Consider the following 15,068-nt stretch of genomic DNA (forward strand, 5'->3'; position numbering starts at 1 on the left):
CAGGTGACTTGTGCTGCTGTCGGCGCCGGCCGAGTTGCCGACGCCACGGTGCCCTACGGGCCGCCGCCCTTGGACAGCAGGTAGAACTCGATGATCGCGACGACGACCGGTGCGACGAAGGCACCGACCAGCCAGCGCCTGGTCGCGACCGCCCGCGCCTCTGTCTCCTCGCGCGCCCTCGCCTCCGCCCGAAGATCCCGCTCGGTGACTTCGACCCGCTGGTTCAGGGCACGCTGGTCCGCCGCGTAGACGTCCTTGGTAACGGCTTGGTCGATCCGGGTCACCAGCACCTGGAGGTCGGCCCTCAGGTCATCCCGGAGCCCCGCGATTCCGTCGCGCTGATCCTCACGGAGTTGCGTCAACGCGCGTTGGAGTTCCCACAGCGTGGGCTCTGCGGCCGGCGGAACACTCACGGCATGCTCCAACATGGTGACGCCCCCGCGCCGCCGATCATCCTATGGCACGGTCGGCAGACGGTCAGTCGACCGACCACTCGATGTTCCCGAAAGAGAGCCATCCGCCGATCGGGCCGCTCCCGCCCCAGACCTCGATCGCCCCGCTCGGCTGGATGTAGATCTTGGCCCCCACGTCGGCGGCTGTGGCGGCCGCGAACACTTCTCCCTCCCGGGGACGGTGCTGCGCCGTGTCGATGGTTCCGATCAGACCGTCGGCCATCCCGTCCGGCACGGCCACGATTCCGCGGAGAGCCACCCGGCCGTCCGGCCGCATCCGGTAGCCGACCGTTCGCCAACTCTCCAGCTGAGTGCATCCGTTGGCGAAGGTCACAGGCCGCCATCCCCGTACGAGGTCGTCCTCCTGGACTTCGAGGCCCTGATCGGTGAGGAAGTAGGCGAGCTGAGCCCCCTCCGCCGAGTACACCCGGATCTGGACATCGCGCTTGTCGCCGCCGATCCAGATCCGTGGGCCCCGGGGGCTGCCTACGCCCATCTCGATGTGGCCCTGTTCATCCGGTGCGGTCGCGGAGTTGAGGTCCACGTAGGCCCATCCGCCGTCGGAGAACTCGGGGCTGCTCATCAGCAGGCGGCCGGCGAGGGGGTCGGCCCGGAGCATCGCCGGCTGGGTCTCGGTACCGAGACCGGTGGAGAGCTGGATCGCAGGCATCTTCACGTTGGGAAGCCAGCTGATGTCCGGCAGGATCACGACCCGGGCGCCGGACGCACCGGTCTGGACAGTCCCGCCGGTCACGGTGCCGCCCGTGATGGTGACGCCCCGGATCGTCCGGCCGTCGATCGCGTCGGCGGTCAGCGCGGCGGCGGTGACGGCTCCGGCGGCGATCTGCGAGGCCGTGACCGAGTTCACGGCGAGCTTGTCCGTGGTGATGGACTGGGCGCGAATCTCTCGGCCAGTGACCGACGCGGCGGCGATGGCGCCGGCGGCCACGGCGTCCGCCGCGATGGAGGAAGCCGTGACGGCGTTCGCGGCCAGCTTCGAGGCGGTGACGGAGTTGGCGGCGATCTGCGAGGCCGTGACGGACCCGGCCGCCAGGCTCGCGGTGGTCACCGCTCCGGCGGCGAGTTCCGCCGCAGTGATCGCACCGGCAACGATCTCTCGCGCGGTGATGGCATCCGCCGCAACAGCGCCGGCCGTGACTGCGTTCTGCGCGATCTTCCCCGCGGTGACGGCGGCCAAGCCGATCTTGGCGGCGGTCACGGCGGCTTCGGCGATGGCGCGGTCGTCGATGGCCCCGGCGGCAACCTTCGCGGCGGTCACCGAGCCGGCGGCGAGCTGGAGGTCGCCGATAATGCCCGCCATGACTTCCTGGGCGACAACCACGGCGGGCCCGGCGGTCGCAGTCGCCGACGGCGCCGAGGCCCGACCTGAGGTGGTGCGCGCCACAAGGGCGACCCACACCGGGGCGTTGGCCGGGACGGTGACGGTGCCGCCCTGCGGAGTGTCGATGGTCGTGATCAAGGTGGCGGGCGAGGGCCCGGTGCCCGGCGCCCGGGCGGCGTGGACCTCGACCCGGACCAGGTCCATCGGGCCGGGCGAGCCGTCGGCGAACTTGCCGTCCCAGGTGACGCGGACGCCGCCGAGGGTCGGTGCTGCGGTCGGCTTGGACGGGATGGCCGGCACGGGCCCGTTGACGAGGTTCACGCCGGTCGTACCGTCCGGCTGCTGTCCGATCACCGCACGCAACTTCCCCGCGGAGGTGACGGTGAGCGCGCCGTCGTCGATGGAGCTGTAGGCCAGGGTGGAGGATCGGCGCTGCTCGCGCGCGGCCTCTTCCAGCGCCGCGATGCGGGCGGCGAGTTCGTCCAGGGCGTTGGGCATGGTCAGGCTCCTGTGGTGTAGGCGCGGGTGAGGCGCAGGGTCGCGGTCTCGGGTCGGTCCCCCTCGGCCGGGCGCAGAGTCCAGCCAACGACACGGCACCAACCGTCGAAGGAGGTCCACTGGTCGTGGACGGACACCTGCACGTCGTCGCCGACGGCCCAGGAGCCGATGGGCGCGGCCGGGTGGTCGACGACGGTGATCTCGTCGACCTGGCTGATCTGTTGGCGGCTGGCCCGCTCCGCGCGAGCCAGCTGGGCGAGAGTCGTGGGGTCGGTGACGGAGGGCCGGTCGAGGACGTGCTCCAGACGCAGCCGACCGTTGCGGACCGCGTCGACGCTGCGCACCCGCGCGGAGCCCTCGCCGGCCCCGAGAGCGAGAATCACCTGCGCGTAGTCGTCGGCGCTGCTGGTGATCGGCGTGGTCCTGGCGATGTTGATGCCGGAGGCGAACAGGAGGTCCTCACGGCGGGTCCCCAGACGCGGCCAGGCCACGGTGATACGCCGGTCGGGCCGCTGGCCGACCCAGGCGACGGTCTCCGTCCACTCCGGGCCGTTTTCCAGCGCGGTCGCGTCCCGGATCGGTCCTGACAACGGCGTCGTCTCCCACTCCTTGATGGCGTAGGGGTGCTCGGCGTCGCCCAGCCGCGCCGGGCAACCGTCCGGCGGCAGGTCGACGCTCACTCCGAGGTCACCGTCCGGCTGCTCCTGGAGGTAGGCCCAGGTGTCAGCGATGATGCGGCACGGGTCGACACCCGCGTAGGGCCCGCGGCCGTTGAGGTTGCCGTGCAGGTCGTGTCGGCTGCCCGGGTAGGAACTGAACCCGGCTGCCTCCAGGGGAAGTTCGTCGCCCTCCGGCTTCGCGCGCCAGATCAGGCCGCCCCACGAAAGGCGCTGGTCCCGCTCGGCCCACAGCAGCACCGTGCCGGCCTCGGCCTGGGACGGTCCGAGGTGGGCGTACCGCGGGGCGAGCAGCCCGCGCATCGCGCCCGGCCCGTTGAGCTCGGGCCCGAACTCGACTCCGGAGAGCGGAAGGTCGTGGGCCAGGATCTCCCCGGTGAGCGCGTCCGTCGTGAAGTAGCGGTAGGCAGCGGCGGGCATCAGAACGTGCCCTCCACGAAGTCGACGTCCACGTGCATGCTCGTTGAGCCGTTGACGTCGACGTTGCCGTCCGGGTCGAGCCGGATGCTCTGTACCGCGAGAGTCTGGGTGGTGCCGCGCTGCTCAGGGCGGAACGGGTAGTGGTCCACGATGGTGATGTCCGCCCGGGACATGAACGTCATCGCGTCGGTGTCCAGGTAGGCGTCGTTGCCCGGGCCTCCGCCGAGCACGTTCCGGAAGGCCACGTTGACCGAGGCGCTCACCCGCAGGCCGTGGAGGGCGGTGACGACGTCTGCCTCCGTGGCCCAGTCGGGGATGTCGATGCCGACCTGCGCGCCGACGGACGCCGGCCAGTCCTGCCACGTCGCCCCCTCGGGGATCGACGAGTAGCCGAACCCCCCGATGGTGCGAACGCGGCGTTCCCTGCGCGGGTTGGCGACCTGGCGCAGGTCGGTGATCATCGCGCCGGTGATGGTGGCGCAGTTCGGCGGCTGGGTGATCCGGGCCAGCGCGATCGCGGTCATCCCCGGCGGCGGCGACGAGGCGTTGGCGGACACGCCCGGGAGGACGTGGAAGTACCCGATATCCTCGGAGGCTGGGTTGCGCGAACCCTCGTACTCGGGATCCTCAACCCGTAGGCACAGCAGGTCGGTCCGGCCCGTCCCGCCGGTCGGGGCGATCGGCACCACCTGGTCGCCGCTGTTGTACTGCGTGTAGGAGCCCTGGCCCCACGTCCAGCCCCGCACGATCGCGGAGCCGTTGCCGACCCGCACCCCGGGACCGGGGGTGGCAGTGGAGCGGACCCGCAGGTCGCCTCCCTCAGTGACCCCCTGGGAACCGCGGGACAGGTCCCTGATCATCATGCGCAGCGCGCGGGCGGGGTGCGTGCCACCGGTGACCATCAAGGGCGGCTGGATCAGCATCGTGGGCTTCTTCCGTGTGGGAGGCGGGTTCAGATGGAGGAGGCGGCGTCACGCCACGTGAGCACCAGGCGGGAGGTCCCGGTGGCGTCCTGCGCGCTCCACCGGACCTCGGAGCGGCCGGGCGGGACGAAGAACCGGTCCAGTCGGGAGGGCCGGACAAGGGTTCCCGCTGCGGAACCCTGACCGTTGCGCATCACAGTGCGGGTCCCGGGGCGCGTCTCGACGTCGAGCGACTCGCCGTCGCCGAGGACGACCGAGAAGGCCAGGACGGCGTCCGGAAGTCCGGCGATCCACACCCGCGGGTTGACCACCGGGCCAACGATGCGAACCGTCGGCCACGCCGGCCGGTTGCCCGAGTTGAGAGCCCACCCGGGCCGGGAAGCCGGGTCGGCGGTACCGGTCGTGATCGGCGCGCGCAACGGTGCGGTGAAGCCCTGCTTGTCCTGGTTGGAGATGTCCAGCGGCAGGTTGAGCCCCGAGAGGGTGTCCGCGCACCAGGCCGGGTCGAGGCCCAGGAAGCTGATCTGGATGGGGATCCAGCCGAACGGGGCGTCGGCGAGGCTGACCGCCTCGACGCCGGCCAGCCTTCCGTAGAGGCGGCGCACCGGCCCGCCGGGCCTGCGGATGCGCAGCACGTCCACGGCGCCCGGGGTGAGACGCACCTCGGTGTCGGCGGCCTGCTCCAGCGCGGCGAACTGGTCGAGCGCCGCCGCAGGATCGCCGGGCGTGCGGATGCCGGCCGAGATCCGCAGGACGCGCGGCGCGTAGGTGTCCTTCCCGGGGTAGTTGCCGTCCTCGCCGGGGATGGGCCGGTCCCCGGAGCGCCGGTCCGGCGTGCCGAGGCCCTCGATGTCCCGCAGGGGCACGTTGGTGCCGCGTCCGATCAGGATGCCGCCGAGGTCGATCTGCCAGTCGGCCAGGTGCCCGGTGTCTCCGGTCATCAGACACGCCCTCCCCTCTGGAGGTGGCGGACCTTGCGCATCACGGCTTCGGCGACCTGCTCACCACTGAGGTTGCTGCCGCCGGTGACGGTGACCGATATCGAACCGACCAGCGGTCCCGAGGCGTTGTCGCGCACGACGACGTTCGTGGTCTCCGGACGGGCCGGAACGAGTTTGACCGCCGTCGGCCCGGACGACCGGCCGCTCCAGGCGGTGTCGCCCCCGTAGCCGCCGGGGCTCAGTCGCCCAGCGCCGTACAGCACGGTGGCCCCGAAGCGCCCCGCGACCTCGTTCAGGATGAGCTTCGAGCGTTCCCGCTTGGCGGGGCTGAGCGGCAGGTACGCCTCCCCGCCGGTCTCCGGCTCGCCGAAGACCCTCCACGACCCCGCCGGAGCGATGTGCGCGATGTGCCGCTCCCCGCTCGCGGGGCGCAGCGCCCCGTTCGCGAAGTAGTCGACGACTCCGCCGTTCGCCCACCGGCCCATGCCGGGGATGTGCGGGCTGCCGTCGCTGTTGTAGCCGTCGTAGCTGAACTTCACCGGGATGTTGACGCTCGCCGGCTTGTTGACGTCGATGCTGATCGTCTTGGAGCCCGGGATGGCGCGCACCGACGCCCCGATCGAGTCGAGGGCCGCCTGGACCTTGGTCATGTCGCCGCTCATCAGCGCCTGCGTCAGCGCCTGGGCGGCGGCGGTCCCCTTGGTCTTGGAGACCTGGGCGATCAGGTCCAGCATGCTCGTCCACTCGCCGTTCGCCTGCTGGCCTGCGCTCTTGAACGCGCCGACGACGGCGGTCAGGTCGGGCGGGGAGATCGGCTGGTTGGCTCCCCAGGTGGCCTTCAAGCTGTTCATGGCCCGGTCAATGTCGCCGGCCAGCAGCGCGTTGGCGAACGCTCCGGCCGCGTCGGTGCCCTTGAGCTGCGCGATCTTGGTGACGAGGTCGAGGCCGATCGTCATCTGCTCGGCGCCCGCCGCCGTGGCGTCCTTCACCGCCTTCGTCATGTCCTGCACTGCCATGGTCTGCATGACCTTGCCGAATGCGACGACGTCGTTGGTCTCCGAGGCCTTCGCCCAGGCGCGCGCGACGTCCTGGCCGTAGCGCGCGGCGATGGCCGGCAGCTGCTCCAGACCGGACTGGAACGTGGCCTGCGACCGGGCGGCGTCCTCCACCAGGATCGCCTGGAGCTCATCGGCGACCTTGGTCTTCCCCTCCTTGAGCTGCTTCACCAGCTCGTCGAGCATGGGCGCCGCGCTGACACCGAGTTCGGCGAAGTGGCTGGTGAGGTCGCCGTACCCGGACAGAGCCAGCTCGGACAGGTTCGCCTGGAAGCTGCGTTGCGCCTCCAGCTGGCGGCGCAACTCCGCCATGTAGTCGTCCAGCTTCGCCTTCGTCACCTGCACGAGGCCGGTCAGCTGGTCGGCGGCGCCCTGCTTCCCGGCCCTCAGGTTCTCCACCAGGGAGTGGGTCATGCCGGCGGAGGCATCGCCGAGTCCCCGCAGGTGGTCGGCGAGCGGACCGTAGCCGCGGCGCGCGAGCTCGTCCAGGTCGCCCTGGAACTCCTGGTACGTCTTCACCTGCTTGCCGAGCGCGGTGGTGTAGTCGCTGACGGACGCCTTGGTGAGGTCGATCTGCTGGCCGCTCAACTTCGCGGCCGCCCCTGCCCGCTCCTGCGCGGCCTTCCACGCCTCCGTCGGCTCGACCACCTCACCGACAGCCTTTGCGAGCGCCTTCATCTGGTCGGTGTAGGTGGGCACGCCGTTCTTGTCGAGCGGGGCCATGTCCTCCAGTGACCACGCCTTCGCGTTGCCCTGGACCGCCTTGCTGATCTTGCTGTTGACGATGTTCATCGTCTCGGCCAGCTCGGCCTCCTTCTGGACGGCGTCCTCCCAGACCTTCCGCTTCTCGGTCAGGACCTTCTTCGCGGTGTCGTACTTGCCCGCCTCGTTGCCCCCGGCCTTGCGATCGAGGATGTCCTTCGACAGGGCCGTCTCGCTCTGTTCGAGCTGCTTCTTCAGCGCCTCCAGCTTCGCGCCGCCGGACGCCACGGCATCGACGGCCTCCGCGAGGTCGAGCCCGGCGCGCTTGAGCTTCGCCGCGTCGTCGCCCTTCGTCAGCTGCTCGGCCAGCCGCCGGATGCCGCTGCCCTTCTCGCCCTCGGAGCGTTCCGCCTTGAGGGCGGCGACCAGTTCCTCCGTCGCATCCTTCGCCTTCTGCTTGCTGGCGCTGTAAGCCGCGTACACGCCGATGCCCACCGCCAGGAGGGCGGTGAGACCACCGACGGCGAGGCCGGCGCCGCGGAGCACGGCGGGGAAGACCGCGCCGCCCGCTCGGGCTTCGGCCAATGCGATGCGGAAGGCCGTGACGGCCGGGGCCGCCTTGAGGAAGGCGGCCCGTGCGAGGAGACCGGCGGCGGACAGGCCGATGAGGACCTCGGCGAGAGCCTTCACGGGCCCCGGCAGGTCGTTGACCGACCCGACCACCACGTGCAGGATGCTGCCCAGAGCTTGCAGGGTCGGCAGGAGGGCCTGCGACAGGTCCATCCCGAGCGCGACCGACTCGTTGCGGAAAAGGGCCCACTGCCCGGAGACGGTCTGGGTCTGGATGGCGTAGGCACGCTGGGTTGCCCCGGCCCGCTCGACCTCGTTCGAGATGGCCGAGTACGTTTGTGCGTAGTTCTCTCCATCGGCCGCCGCCAGAGCGAGGAACGCCCGTACGGCCCGGATGTCCTTGAACATGACGGTGATCGCCTCGGCGTTGCCCTTGGTGACGCCGTTGAGGCGGTTGAGAACGACGAACAGACCGTCCTGCTGGATGGCGTTTGCTGTCGTCTCGTACCCGAGTCCGCGAATGGCGTCCCGCAGCTCATTCGTGGGCTTCATCATTCTGGTCATGAGCATGTTCAGCGCCGTCGCGGACTCAGCAGCCGGGATGCCCGCCAGGGTGATCGCGGCGAGTGCCGAGCTGAGGTCGTCGAACTCAACGTCGGCCGCCGCCGCCATCGGCACCACATCACCGAGCTGCTGGGCCAGCTCCTCAAAGGAGATCACGCCCAGGTCCACCGTTTTGAACATGACGTCCATGACGTCCGACGCCTTCGACACCGGCAGGCCGTAGGCCTTCATCACACCGAGCAGCGCCCGGGCAGCCACCTCTGTCGTCGTCATGCCCGCGGACGCGCCGGTGGCGGCGACCTCCAGGATCGACATGGCCTGAGCCCCGTCGTACCCGGTACTCACCACCTGGTACAGGCCCTCGGCGAGCTGAGAAGCGGTCTGCGGCAGGCGGGTGGAGAGCCTGACGATCTGGTCGGTAAAGGCAGAAACGTTACTGCTGTCGATCTGCTGCGAGATCGTCAGCACATTCGCCATGTGCCGTTCGAGCTCGATCGCCGCTCCGCTGCCCGCCGCCAGGATCGCGGTGAGAAGCAGAGCCCCCTTCGCCAGCCGTTCGGCGCGCGCGCTGGCCGCAGCCGCGCCGGCCGCCGCGACCTCCGCCTCGGCCCGGCCGACAGCCGCCAGCGACGCCGCCGTACGCCGCGCTGCCGCTTCCTCGGCCGCTGCCCGGCTGGCAACTGCGGCAGCGGCGGCCGTCTCGGCCTCGGCCGCGGCGGCGCTGAACCTCTGGGCAACGACAGCCGCACGGCCCGCCGCCTCCTGCGCGGCAGCGGCACGGGCCGCCTGAACGGTCTGCGCTTCCAGGGCCCGGGTCGCGGCCGCCGTAGCCGCAGCTGCCGTGTTCTGTGCCGCCGCTGCGCCGGCTCCGGTCGTCGCCTGCGCGCGAGCGGCCATCGTCTGCGCGATCTCCTGCGCCCGTGAGGCCCGGGCCGTCGCCTCGACCGCCGCCGTCTGCTCCGCCTGGGCGCGCGCCGCACTCTGGGCGGCGACCGCTTGCGCGCGGCCGGCCCGCTCGGCGGCAACCGCAGCGGCGTTCTGGGCCGCCGCCGACCGCTCGACGGACTCGCGGACCACCGTCTGCGCACGGGTGGCCTCCGCTGCGGCGGCGACCTGGGCCCGGCCGAGTGCCTGCGCCGCAGCCTCGACCCGCTCCAGGGCAGCACGGGTGCCGCTCAGCTGGCCGTCGAAGGCGCGGAGCTCCTGCGCTCCACCTCGAAGCCCGGTGACCAGGCCACCGAGCGACGCCTGGAGCGCCACGTAGAGGTTGTAGGCGCCGCCCACGACCGATCATCCCTGTCTGGGCCGAAGCCCGATCTTGACCCCGCGTCCGTCCGGTCCCTCGGGGACCTGGTCCTGCTCCATCGCGATCAGCTCGCACCCCGGGCAGCGGTACGTCTCAGCGACGTAGGCGAACCGGTCGCCGTGCTGCTCGTCCCACTCATCGGCCCGCGTGCCGCACCCGTCGCAGACGGCCCGGCTCAACTCCAGGTAGGCCAAAGCCTTCTCCCGGTCCAAGGACGTCCACCGGCCGTGGCCGACGCCGAGGAACTGGCTGTGCGGAATGCCGTACGACGCGCACAGCTCCAGCTCCAGCCGCAGTCGCCGGTCCGTCCTCAGCCTTTTCCCAGGTCGCCCCGGAGCGTCTGGTTCACGGTGAGGGCGGCGGTGAACAGCAACCGGGCATCAGCCTCGGACCACTCGTCCAGGAGACTCTGCGCGTCCTCCACGCTCATGCCGTCCACCTCGACGCCGTGTTCGTCCCGCTCGACGTGGCAGGCGGCCACGAGTGCGGCAGGGAAGCTGTCGACGTCGTACTCCATCCCCAGCCCGGCCTGCTCCTCGGACGGAGCGTGCGCTTCGAGCAGCGCCGCCCACGCCGGCCTCGGCAAAGCACGGAACACGAGGCTGATCGTCACGACCTCAAGTGCGGCCGTGGCCGCGGCAAGGGCCGACTTCGCGATGACCACCAGGGCGTGCTCCTCGACCCACCGGTCCCGGTCGTCGTCCGGAACCTGCTGGTCGTCCGCTGCCGTCCGGGCGGCAGCACGGGCGGTCACCAGCTCGATCGTCGCGGCCGTGACCCGGGCCTTCGCGTCGTCGTCGTCGCAGAACACCACGGGGCGCTCCGCGAGTCGGCGCGCGCGCAGCCGCTCCATCTTCCGTGCCCAGTGCGGATCCTTCGCCACCGCGTCGACGGGAGGCTGCTGCTGGCCCGCCATCACGCGCCACCGGCGGCCGGGATCGCCGCGTCCAGGGTCGGCACGTCGGTGATCGCGAACACGACCCTGAACTTCGCCGGCTCCGTTCCCGTCGAATAGCTGGCCGCACGGGAGGCCACGCGCACCGGGAAGATGTCCATGGACCGCGACGTCGGCACGTCGCCCTTCCTCTGGATCACGACAAAGCCGGTGATCCCCTTGGCGAGCAGGGTCTCCACGACCTCGCTCTCCAAGTCCTCGTAGAACGTCAGGCTGGAGGTCGCTGGCTTGTCCTCGCCCGGGATGGTCGACACGAACGCGTTCCCGAGATCGGGCGTCTCGATCGGCGAGTTCTCCAACGCCCAGCCTTCGACGTCACTCACGATCTTCGACAGGTCGGTGGCGCCCGCGCCGCTCAGCTCCGCGCGGATCGGGATGTTGGTGGGGGCCGCGATGGCCTTCAGGAACAGAATCCGGGTGGTTCCGCGGCGCATGAACCGCTGCTGCGTGGAGGACACGACTCTCGCCTTCCGGGGACAGCCCCGGGCACCGGAGACCTGCCCCAACCAGCCACCCAGCAAAGGGTGGTGTGGGAGTCAGCCCGTACCGTCGGTCGGGCGTCCGTGCAGGTCTCCACGGTGAGGTGATGCCGGTCAGCTGCCTGGTGTGGTGACGTGCAGCACGAACCGTTCCACGTAACTGTATACACCTGCCTCGGCGGTGACCCCTTCCGCGTTGTCGAGGGACCGGCCGATCACTATGTGGCCGACAGCAGTGATCGGCACGGCGAAGGCGCCCGCGCCGGCCCTCCCGAGCAGCGTCGATCGCACCTTGTCGCCCATCCACTCGGCCTGCTCCGCGCTCTGGCCGATGCTGGTCACCTGGTACAGCAGCCTCGCGTCCGCGTCAGCGTCTCCGAAGGGGGGCCCGTCGCTCGTGCCGCCGAGCGGGTAGAGCACGCAGTAAGGGAACGCCGCCCCGGTCGGCAGCGCACCCGCGGCGGGTACGACTCCGTACCCGCAGCTGCGCCCGGTCCCGGTCACCAGCGCGGCCTGGACGGCGAGCGACACCACCCGCCCGGCGACAGCCACTACTCCTCCTCGTCCTGCTGCACGTCGGCGACCCGGGAAGCGGTGATCGCTCCGGCGAGGTCCAGCGCCGCGTAGCGCACCATGCCCTCCCGGTCCCAGGCGGACATGTCCGACGGCGACGTCTCCACGAACAGGCCGATCTCGCCGGTGGCTTCGTCGAAGACCTCAACCAGCAGCACCGCGCGCGAGAGCAGCCCGGCGCCGTGCACGCGCAGGACCCCGGCCACCGCCTCGTGGAGGTCCGCGACGAACTGGCTGCGGGATCCGCTCACTGGGCACCGTCCGCGAGGTCGCCCATCGCTGCCAGGAAGGCCGGCCGGATGCGCTCGACCGCCGGGCCGACGTGCGGGTACGGCCGCTGGTTGAACACCCGGCCGAGGATGTCCCGGCCGACGAAGCCGAACTCCAACCTGCGGCCCTGCGGCTTGTTGGTGCCCACCACCGCCTCCACCCCGGCCGCCGTCTGCTGCACCTCGTGCGTCCAGGAGCGGCGGTAGTCGCCGGTCGGAGCGTTCGGACCTGGACGGCCCGAGGCGTTCGCCTTGATCGCCGTCTCCAGCAGCATGGCGTGATGGCGGACCACGGCCGTCGCCCTCGGCAGCAGGGCCAGGGCTCGGGCATCCAGCTCGGCCGCGATCTGCGCACCGTTGCTGTACGCGCCGGCGCTCGGGTGGGCGTTCGGGTGCGGGTTGAGCGGCGGCACCATCAGTCCGTCACCTCGCTCGCGTTCCGCTTCCCGAACGCCCACTCGGTGAGCTGAATCAGGAGCGCCGCAGTGAACTCGTGCTCGCCCCCCGTCATCAGGTCGTGGCGGTTCAGGACCGCGCGCTCCAGCTCGCCCGCGTCCAGAGCCGCGAGGAAGGCGGCAGCCGCCGGACCCGGATCGGGTTCCTCGCCGATCACGACCCTCGCGGCACCCTCCCAGTCGTCGATGCGGTGCGGCGCGATCAGGAGCGCGAGCTCGGGCAGCTCGCCGGCCTGCTGCTGGAGGCTGTAGGCCCGGACGTCGCGGCTGACGTCGACGCCGTCGACCTCGATTCGGGCGACCACGCCCTCCGGGCGGATTCGAACGCGGCTCGTGCTGGTGTGGTCCATGCTCCGACCCTAGGAGGTGGGCAAGACAGCAGGTCAGCGCACCTTCGGCGATCCGGGAGGGGCGACGCCGGGCTTCGGGGCCCGGTGTCCGGGCGTCGTCTCGGGCGTCTACTCGATCTGCATCCACGTCGTCCGCACCACCGACATGGCGCCGGTCTCGCCCGGGTCGAGGACCCGGAACGTGCGGCCGACCGCCGCAGGGTCCCGGCTCTTCACGACGGTGACGCGGTTGCCCTCAACCGCCACCGGCGCGCTCAGGGGCGTGAGCAGCAGGTAGCGCCCGTCGCCGACCCTCACGTACGGCAGGCCCTCCGGTCGAACCACCACCCCCGGGCCGTCGGACGCGCGATGAAGGCCAGGGCCCTCGTAGCGCACGACGTCCGCACCGGGCACGTACTGGCCGGTGGCGGGATCGAGAACCTGGGGGCCAGGCTCACTGATCCGCACCACCTCGTCCTGCAGAATCAGGCGTTCGACGCGCGCGGGCAGGCCGGCTGGGAGAAGGCCCGGGGGCGGCGGTGTGCTCATGAATCGACCCTAGAGCGGCTGGCAGACACCCCCGCTTCGCTACAAGGGCAGCGCAGATCAGCGGTTGCCGTACGTCTGTGCTTGGGTGCGCCACATCGCCGCGTAGCCGCCGTCGGCCGCGATCAGCGACTCGTGCGTTCCTTCCTCGGCGACGGTGCCCCTGTCCATAACGATGATCCGGTCGGCCGAGCGGGTGGAGCCGAGCCGGTGAGTGATCAGGATGACGGTTCGGCCTCGGGCCAGGCGCCGGATCCGCTCGTACATCGCCTCCTCGGCGATCGGGTCGAGGGCTGAGGTCGGCTCGTCGCAGACCAGCACCGGGGCGTCGGCGCGCAGGAACGCGCGCGCGGCGGCCAGCCGCTGCCACTGGCCGCCGGACAGGTCCCGGCCGCCCCAGAACGACGGGGCCAGGTTGGTGTCCAGACCGTCCGGCAGGCCGGCGAGAACGTCGTCCGCGCCGGCCTGCGCCGCGGCGGCCATGATCACGTCGTCGGTGTGGTCGGCACCGAGCGTGATGTTCTGCCGGGCATCGGTCTGCCACCGTGCGATGTCCTGCGGCAGGATCGCCAGCCGGTCCCAGATCTGCTCGGGCGGCGCGGCGGCCAGATCGACACCGTCCCAGGTCACAGTGCCCTCAGCAGGGTGGTAGAGACCGACCAGGATCTTGGCGAGCGTGGACTTCCCGGAGCCGTTGGTGCCGACGACCGCCAGCACCTCGCCCTGGCGGACCGTCACGTTGACGTTGCGCAGCGCCGGGTTGGCGGCACCGTTGTAGGAGAAGGTCACGCCTTCGGCGCGAATCACGCGCGGGTTCGCCGGGACGTCGACCGGCTCCAGCAAGGGGCGCCCCCGATGCTCGGCGTCGGCGATGAAGCTCTCCCAGTCGCCCACGTACAGGCCGACCTTGTAGGTGGTGTTGAGACCGGTGACGAGATTGGCCAGCAGCACGCGACTGGTCTGGACGGCCACCACCGCCGTCCCGGCGGCCGCGAGCGGGACCTGCCCTTCGACGACCAGCCACAGCAGCGCCCCGTACACCAGGAGCATCGCGCCGCCGGCGAGCGCGTCCCCGGCGAGCTGGTAGCGGGCGGTGGTGGTGCCGACGCGGCGGGCGTGCTGGTCCAGCCGGTCCACGAGGGTGGAGAACTCGCGCAGCAGCCACGGGCGCATAGTGCTGGCGCGCACGTCCAGCGCGGTCGGCCGCCCGGCGGTGTGGTACATCAGCGTGTGCCGCAGGCGCCGGTCGGCCAGCGTGTGCCGCTCGGCCAGGTGCTCGGCGCGGGCGGCCCGGATCGCGGCTGCGCCGCGCGGCAGGACCGCGAGGAGCAGCAGCGGGACGAGCAGCGGGTGGAGGGCGGCGAGGATCCCGACGGCGGCCAGCAGCCCGAGCAGGCCGGTGGCGGTGGCGGCGATCGAGTCGACCATCAGCCGGGTGTCCTTGCTGGCGCGGTTGGCGGCCTCGGAGTGGTTGCACCACTGCGGGTCGTCGTAGCTGGCCAGCGGGACGCGGGTCGCCGCGTCCAGATATTGCACCTCGGCCAAGCCGTCGACGCGCGGCCCAATCCGGGCGGTGACGGCGGTGGTGCCTGCGGCGGCCACTGAGCGGGTGATGCCGACAACGGCGATCAGTGCGAGGGCCGGGGCCGCGTTGCGCAGCCGCTCGTCCAGCGCGCCGCTGGTGAACAGCGGGCCGAGGGCACCGCGGGTGGCGTAGAGGGTGGTGGCGGTGAGGATCCCGCCGAGGACCAGCAGGGCAGCCAGCACCTTGACCGCGCGGCGGTCGGCCTGCCAGGCGAGCCGGATCACGATGGCGCACAGGTGGGGCAGGCGCCGCAGGACGGTGGCGAAGGTGTCGGAGCCGGCGCTGTCGTGCCGCTCGGCGCTGACGGTGTACTGCGGGAGCACCCCGTCGGCGGGATCGGGGCGGCGGGCACGGAACAGGGAACGCCGGTGGCCAGCGGCGGCCGAGGGCTGCTGAGTTGTCGTCACGCCGAGGCCAACGATTCACC

General features: G+C 71.5%; 15 protein-coding genes. All 15 read right to left on the reverse strand.

The window, feature by feature from the left end:
- Nucleotides 1–53 precede the first annotated feature (53 nt).
- Nucleotides 54–362, reverse strand: a complete 309-nt coding sequence (locus OH807_RS18480; protein WP_406200030.1) for a hypothetical protein — start codon at nt 360–362, stop codon at nt 54–56.
- Nucleotides 363–477: 115 nt separating this feature from the next.
- Entirely contained in the window at nt 478–2,292 is a 1,815-nt protein-coding gene (locus tag OH807_RS18485) for a hypothetical protein (RefSeq protein WP_406200033.1), read from the reverse strand.
- Nucleotides 2,293–2,294: 2 nt separating this feature from the next.
- A complete protein-coding gene (locus OH807_RS18490) occupies nt 2,295–3,389 on the reverse strand; it encodes a hypothetical protein (protein WP_406200036.1) in 1,095 nt (364 codons plus the stop codon).
- Entirely contained in the window at nt 3,389–4,312 is a 924-nt protein-coding gene (locus OH807_RS18495) for a hypothetical protein (RefSeq protein WP_406200039.1), read from the reverse strand. The genes OH807_RS18490 and OH807_RS18495 overlap by 1 nt, the downstream gene beginning before the upstream one ends.
- Nucleotides 4,313–4,341: 29 nt before the next feature.
- Nucleotides 4,342–5,253 carry a hypothetical protein gene (locus OH807_RS18500; protein WP_406200041.1) on the reverse strand — a complete coding sequence of 304 codons (912 nt, stop codon included), beginning with the start codon at nt 5,251–5,253 and terminating at the stop codon, nt 4,342–4,344.
- Nucleotides 5,253–9,428, reverse strand: coding sequence for a phage tail tape measure protein (locus OH807_RS18505; RefSeq protein WP_406200043.1), 4,176 nt, complete (start codon nt 9,426–9,428; stop codon nt 5,253–5,255). The genes OH807_RS18500 and OH807_RS18505 overlap by 1 nt, the downstream gene beginning before the upstream one ends.
- 6 nt (nt 9,429–9,434) lie before the next feature.
- Nucleotides 9,435–9,662 carry a hypothetical protein gene (locus OH807_RS18510; RefSeq protein WP_406200046.1) on the reverse strand — a complete coding sequence of 76 codons (228 nt, stop codon included), beginning with the start codon at nt 9,660–9,662 and terminating at the stop codon, nt 9,435–9,437.
- A gap of 98 nt (nt 9,663–9,760) precedes the next feature.
- Nucleotides 9,761–10,366, reverse strand: coding sequence for a hypothetical protein (locus OH807_RS18515; RefSeq protein WP_406200048.1), 606 nt, complete (start codon nt 10,364–10,366; stop codon nt 9,761–9,763).
- A complete protein-coding gene (locus OH807_RS18520) occupies nt 10,366–10,863 on the reverse strand; it encodes a hypothetical protein (RefSeq protein WP_406200050.1) in 498 nt (165 codons plus the stop codon). Before OH807_RS18520 ends, OH807_RS18515 begins: the two co-directional genes overlap by 1 nt.
- Nucleotides 10,864–10,998: 135 nt before the next feature.
- A complete protein-coding gene (locus OH807_RS18525) occupies nt 10,999–11,436 on the reverse strand; it encodes a hypothetical protein (protein WP_406200052.1) in 438 nt (145 codons plus the stop codon).
- The gene (locus tag OH807_RS18530; protein WP_406200054.1) at nt 11,436–11,708 is read right to left on the reverse strand and encodes a hypothetical protein; all 273 of its coding nucleotides are present in this window, start codon (nt 11,706–11,708) and stop codon (nt 11,436–11,438) included. Before OH807_RS18530 ends, OH807_RS18525 begins: the two co-directional genes overlap by 1 nt.
- Complete coding sequence (locus OH807_RS18535; protein WP_406200056.1) at nt 11,705–12,142, reverse strand: HK97 gp10 family phage protein; 438 nt, start codon at nt 12,140–12,142, stop codon at nt 11,705–11,707. The genes OH807_RS18530 and OH807_RS18535 overlap by 4 nt, the downstream gene beginning before the upstream one ends.
- Nucleotides 12,142–12,531: a hypothetical protein gene (locus OH807_RS18540; protein WP_406200059.1), complete on the reverse strand. Its 390-nt coding sequence runs from the start codon at nt 12,529–12,531 to the stop codon at nt 12,142–12,144. Before OH807_RS18540 ends, OH807_RS18535 begins: the two co-directional genes overlap by 1 nt.
- Before the next feature lie 108 nt (nt 12,532–12,639).
- Nucleotides 12,640–13,059 (reverse strand): DUF6093 family protein, encoded by a 420-nt coding sequence (locus OH807_RS18545; RefSeq protein ID WP_406200061.1) that lies wholly within the window; start codon nt 13,057–13,059, stop codon nt 12,640–12,642.
- A gap of 57 nt (nt 13,060–13,116) precedes the next feature.
- A complete protein-coding gene (locus tag OH807_RS18550; RefSeq protein WP_406200064.1) occupies nt 13,117–15,048 on the reverse strand; it encodes an ATP-binding cassette domain-containing protein in 1,932 nt (643 codons plus the stop codon).
- Between the last annotated feature and the right edge of the window lie 20 nt (nt 15,049–15,068).

Origin of the sequence: Kitasatospora sp. NBC_01560, assembly GCF_045208415.1 — a bacterium.
Lineage (GTDB): Bacteria > Actinomycetota > Actinomycetes > Streptomycetales > Streptomycetaceae > Kitasatospora.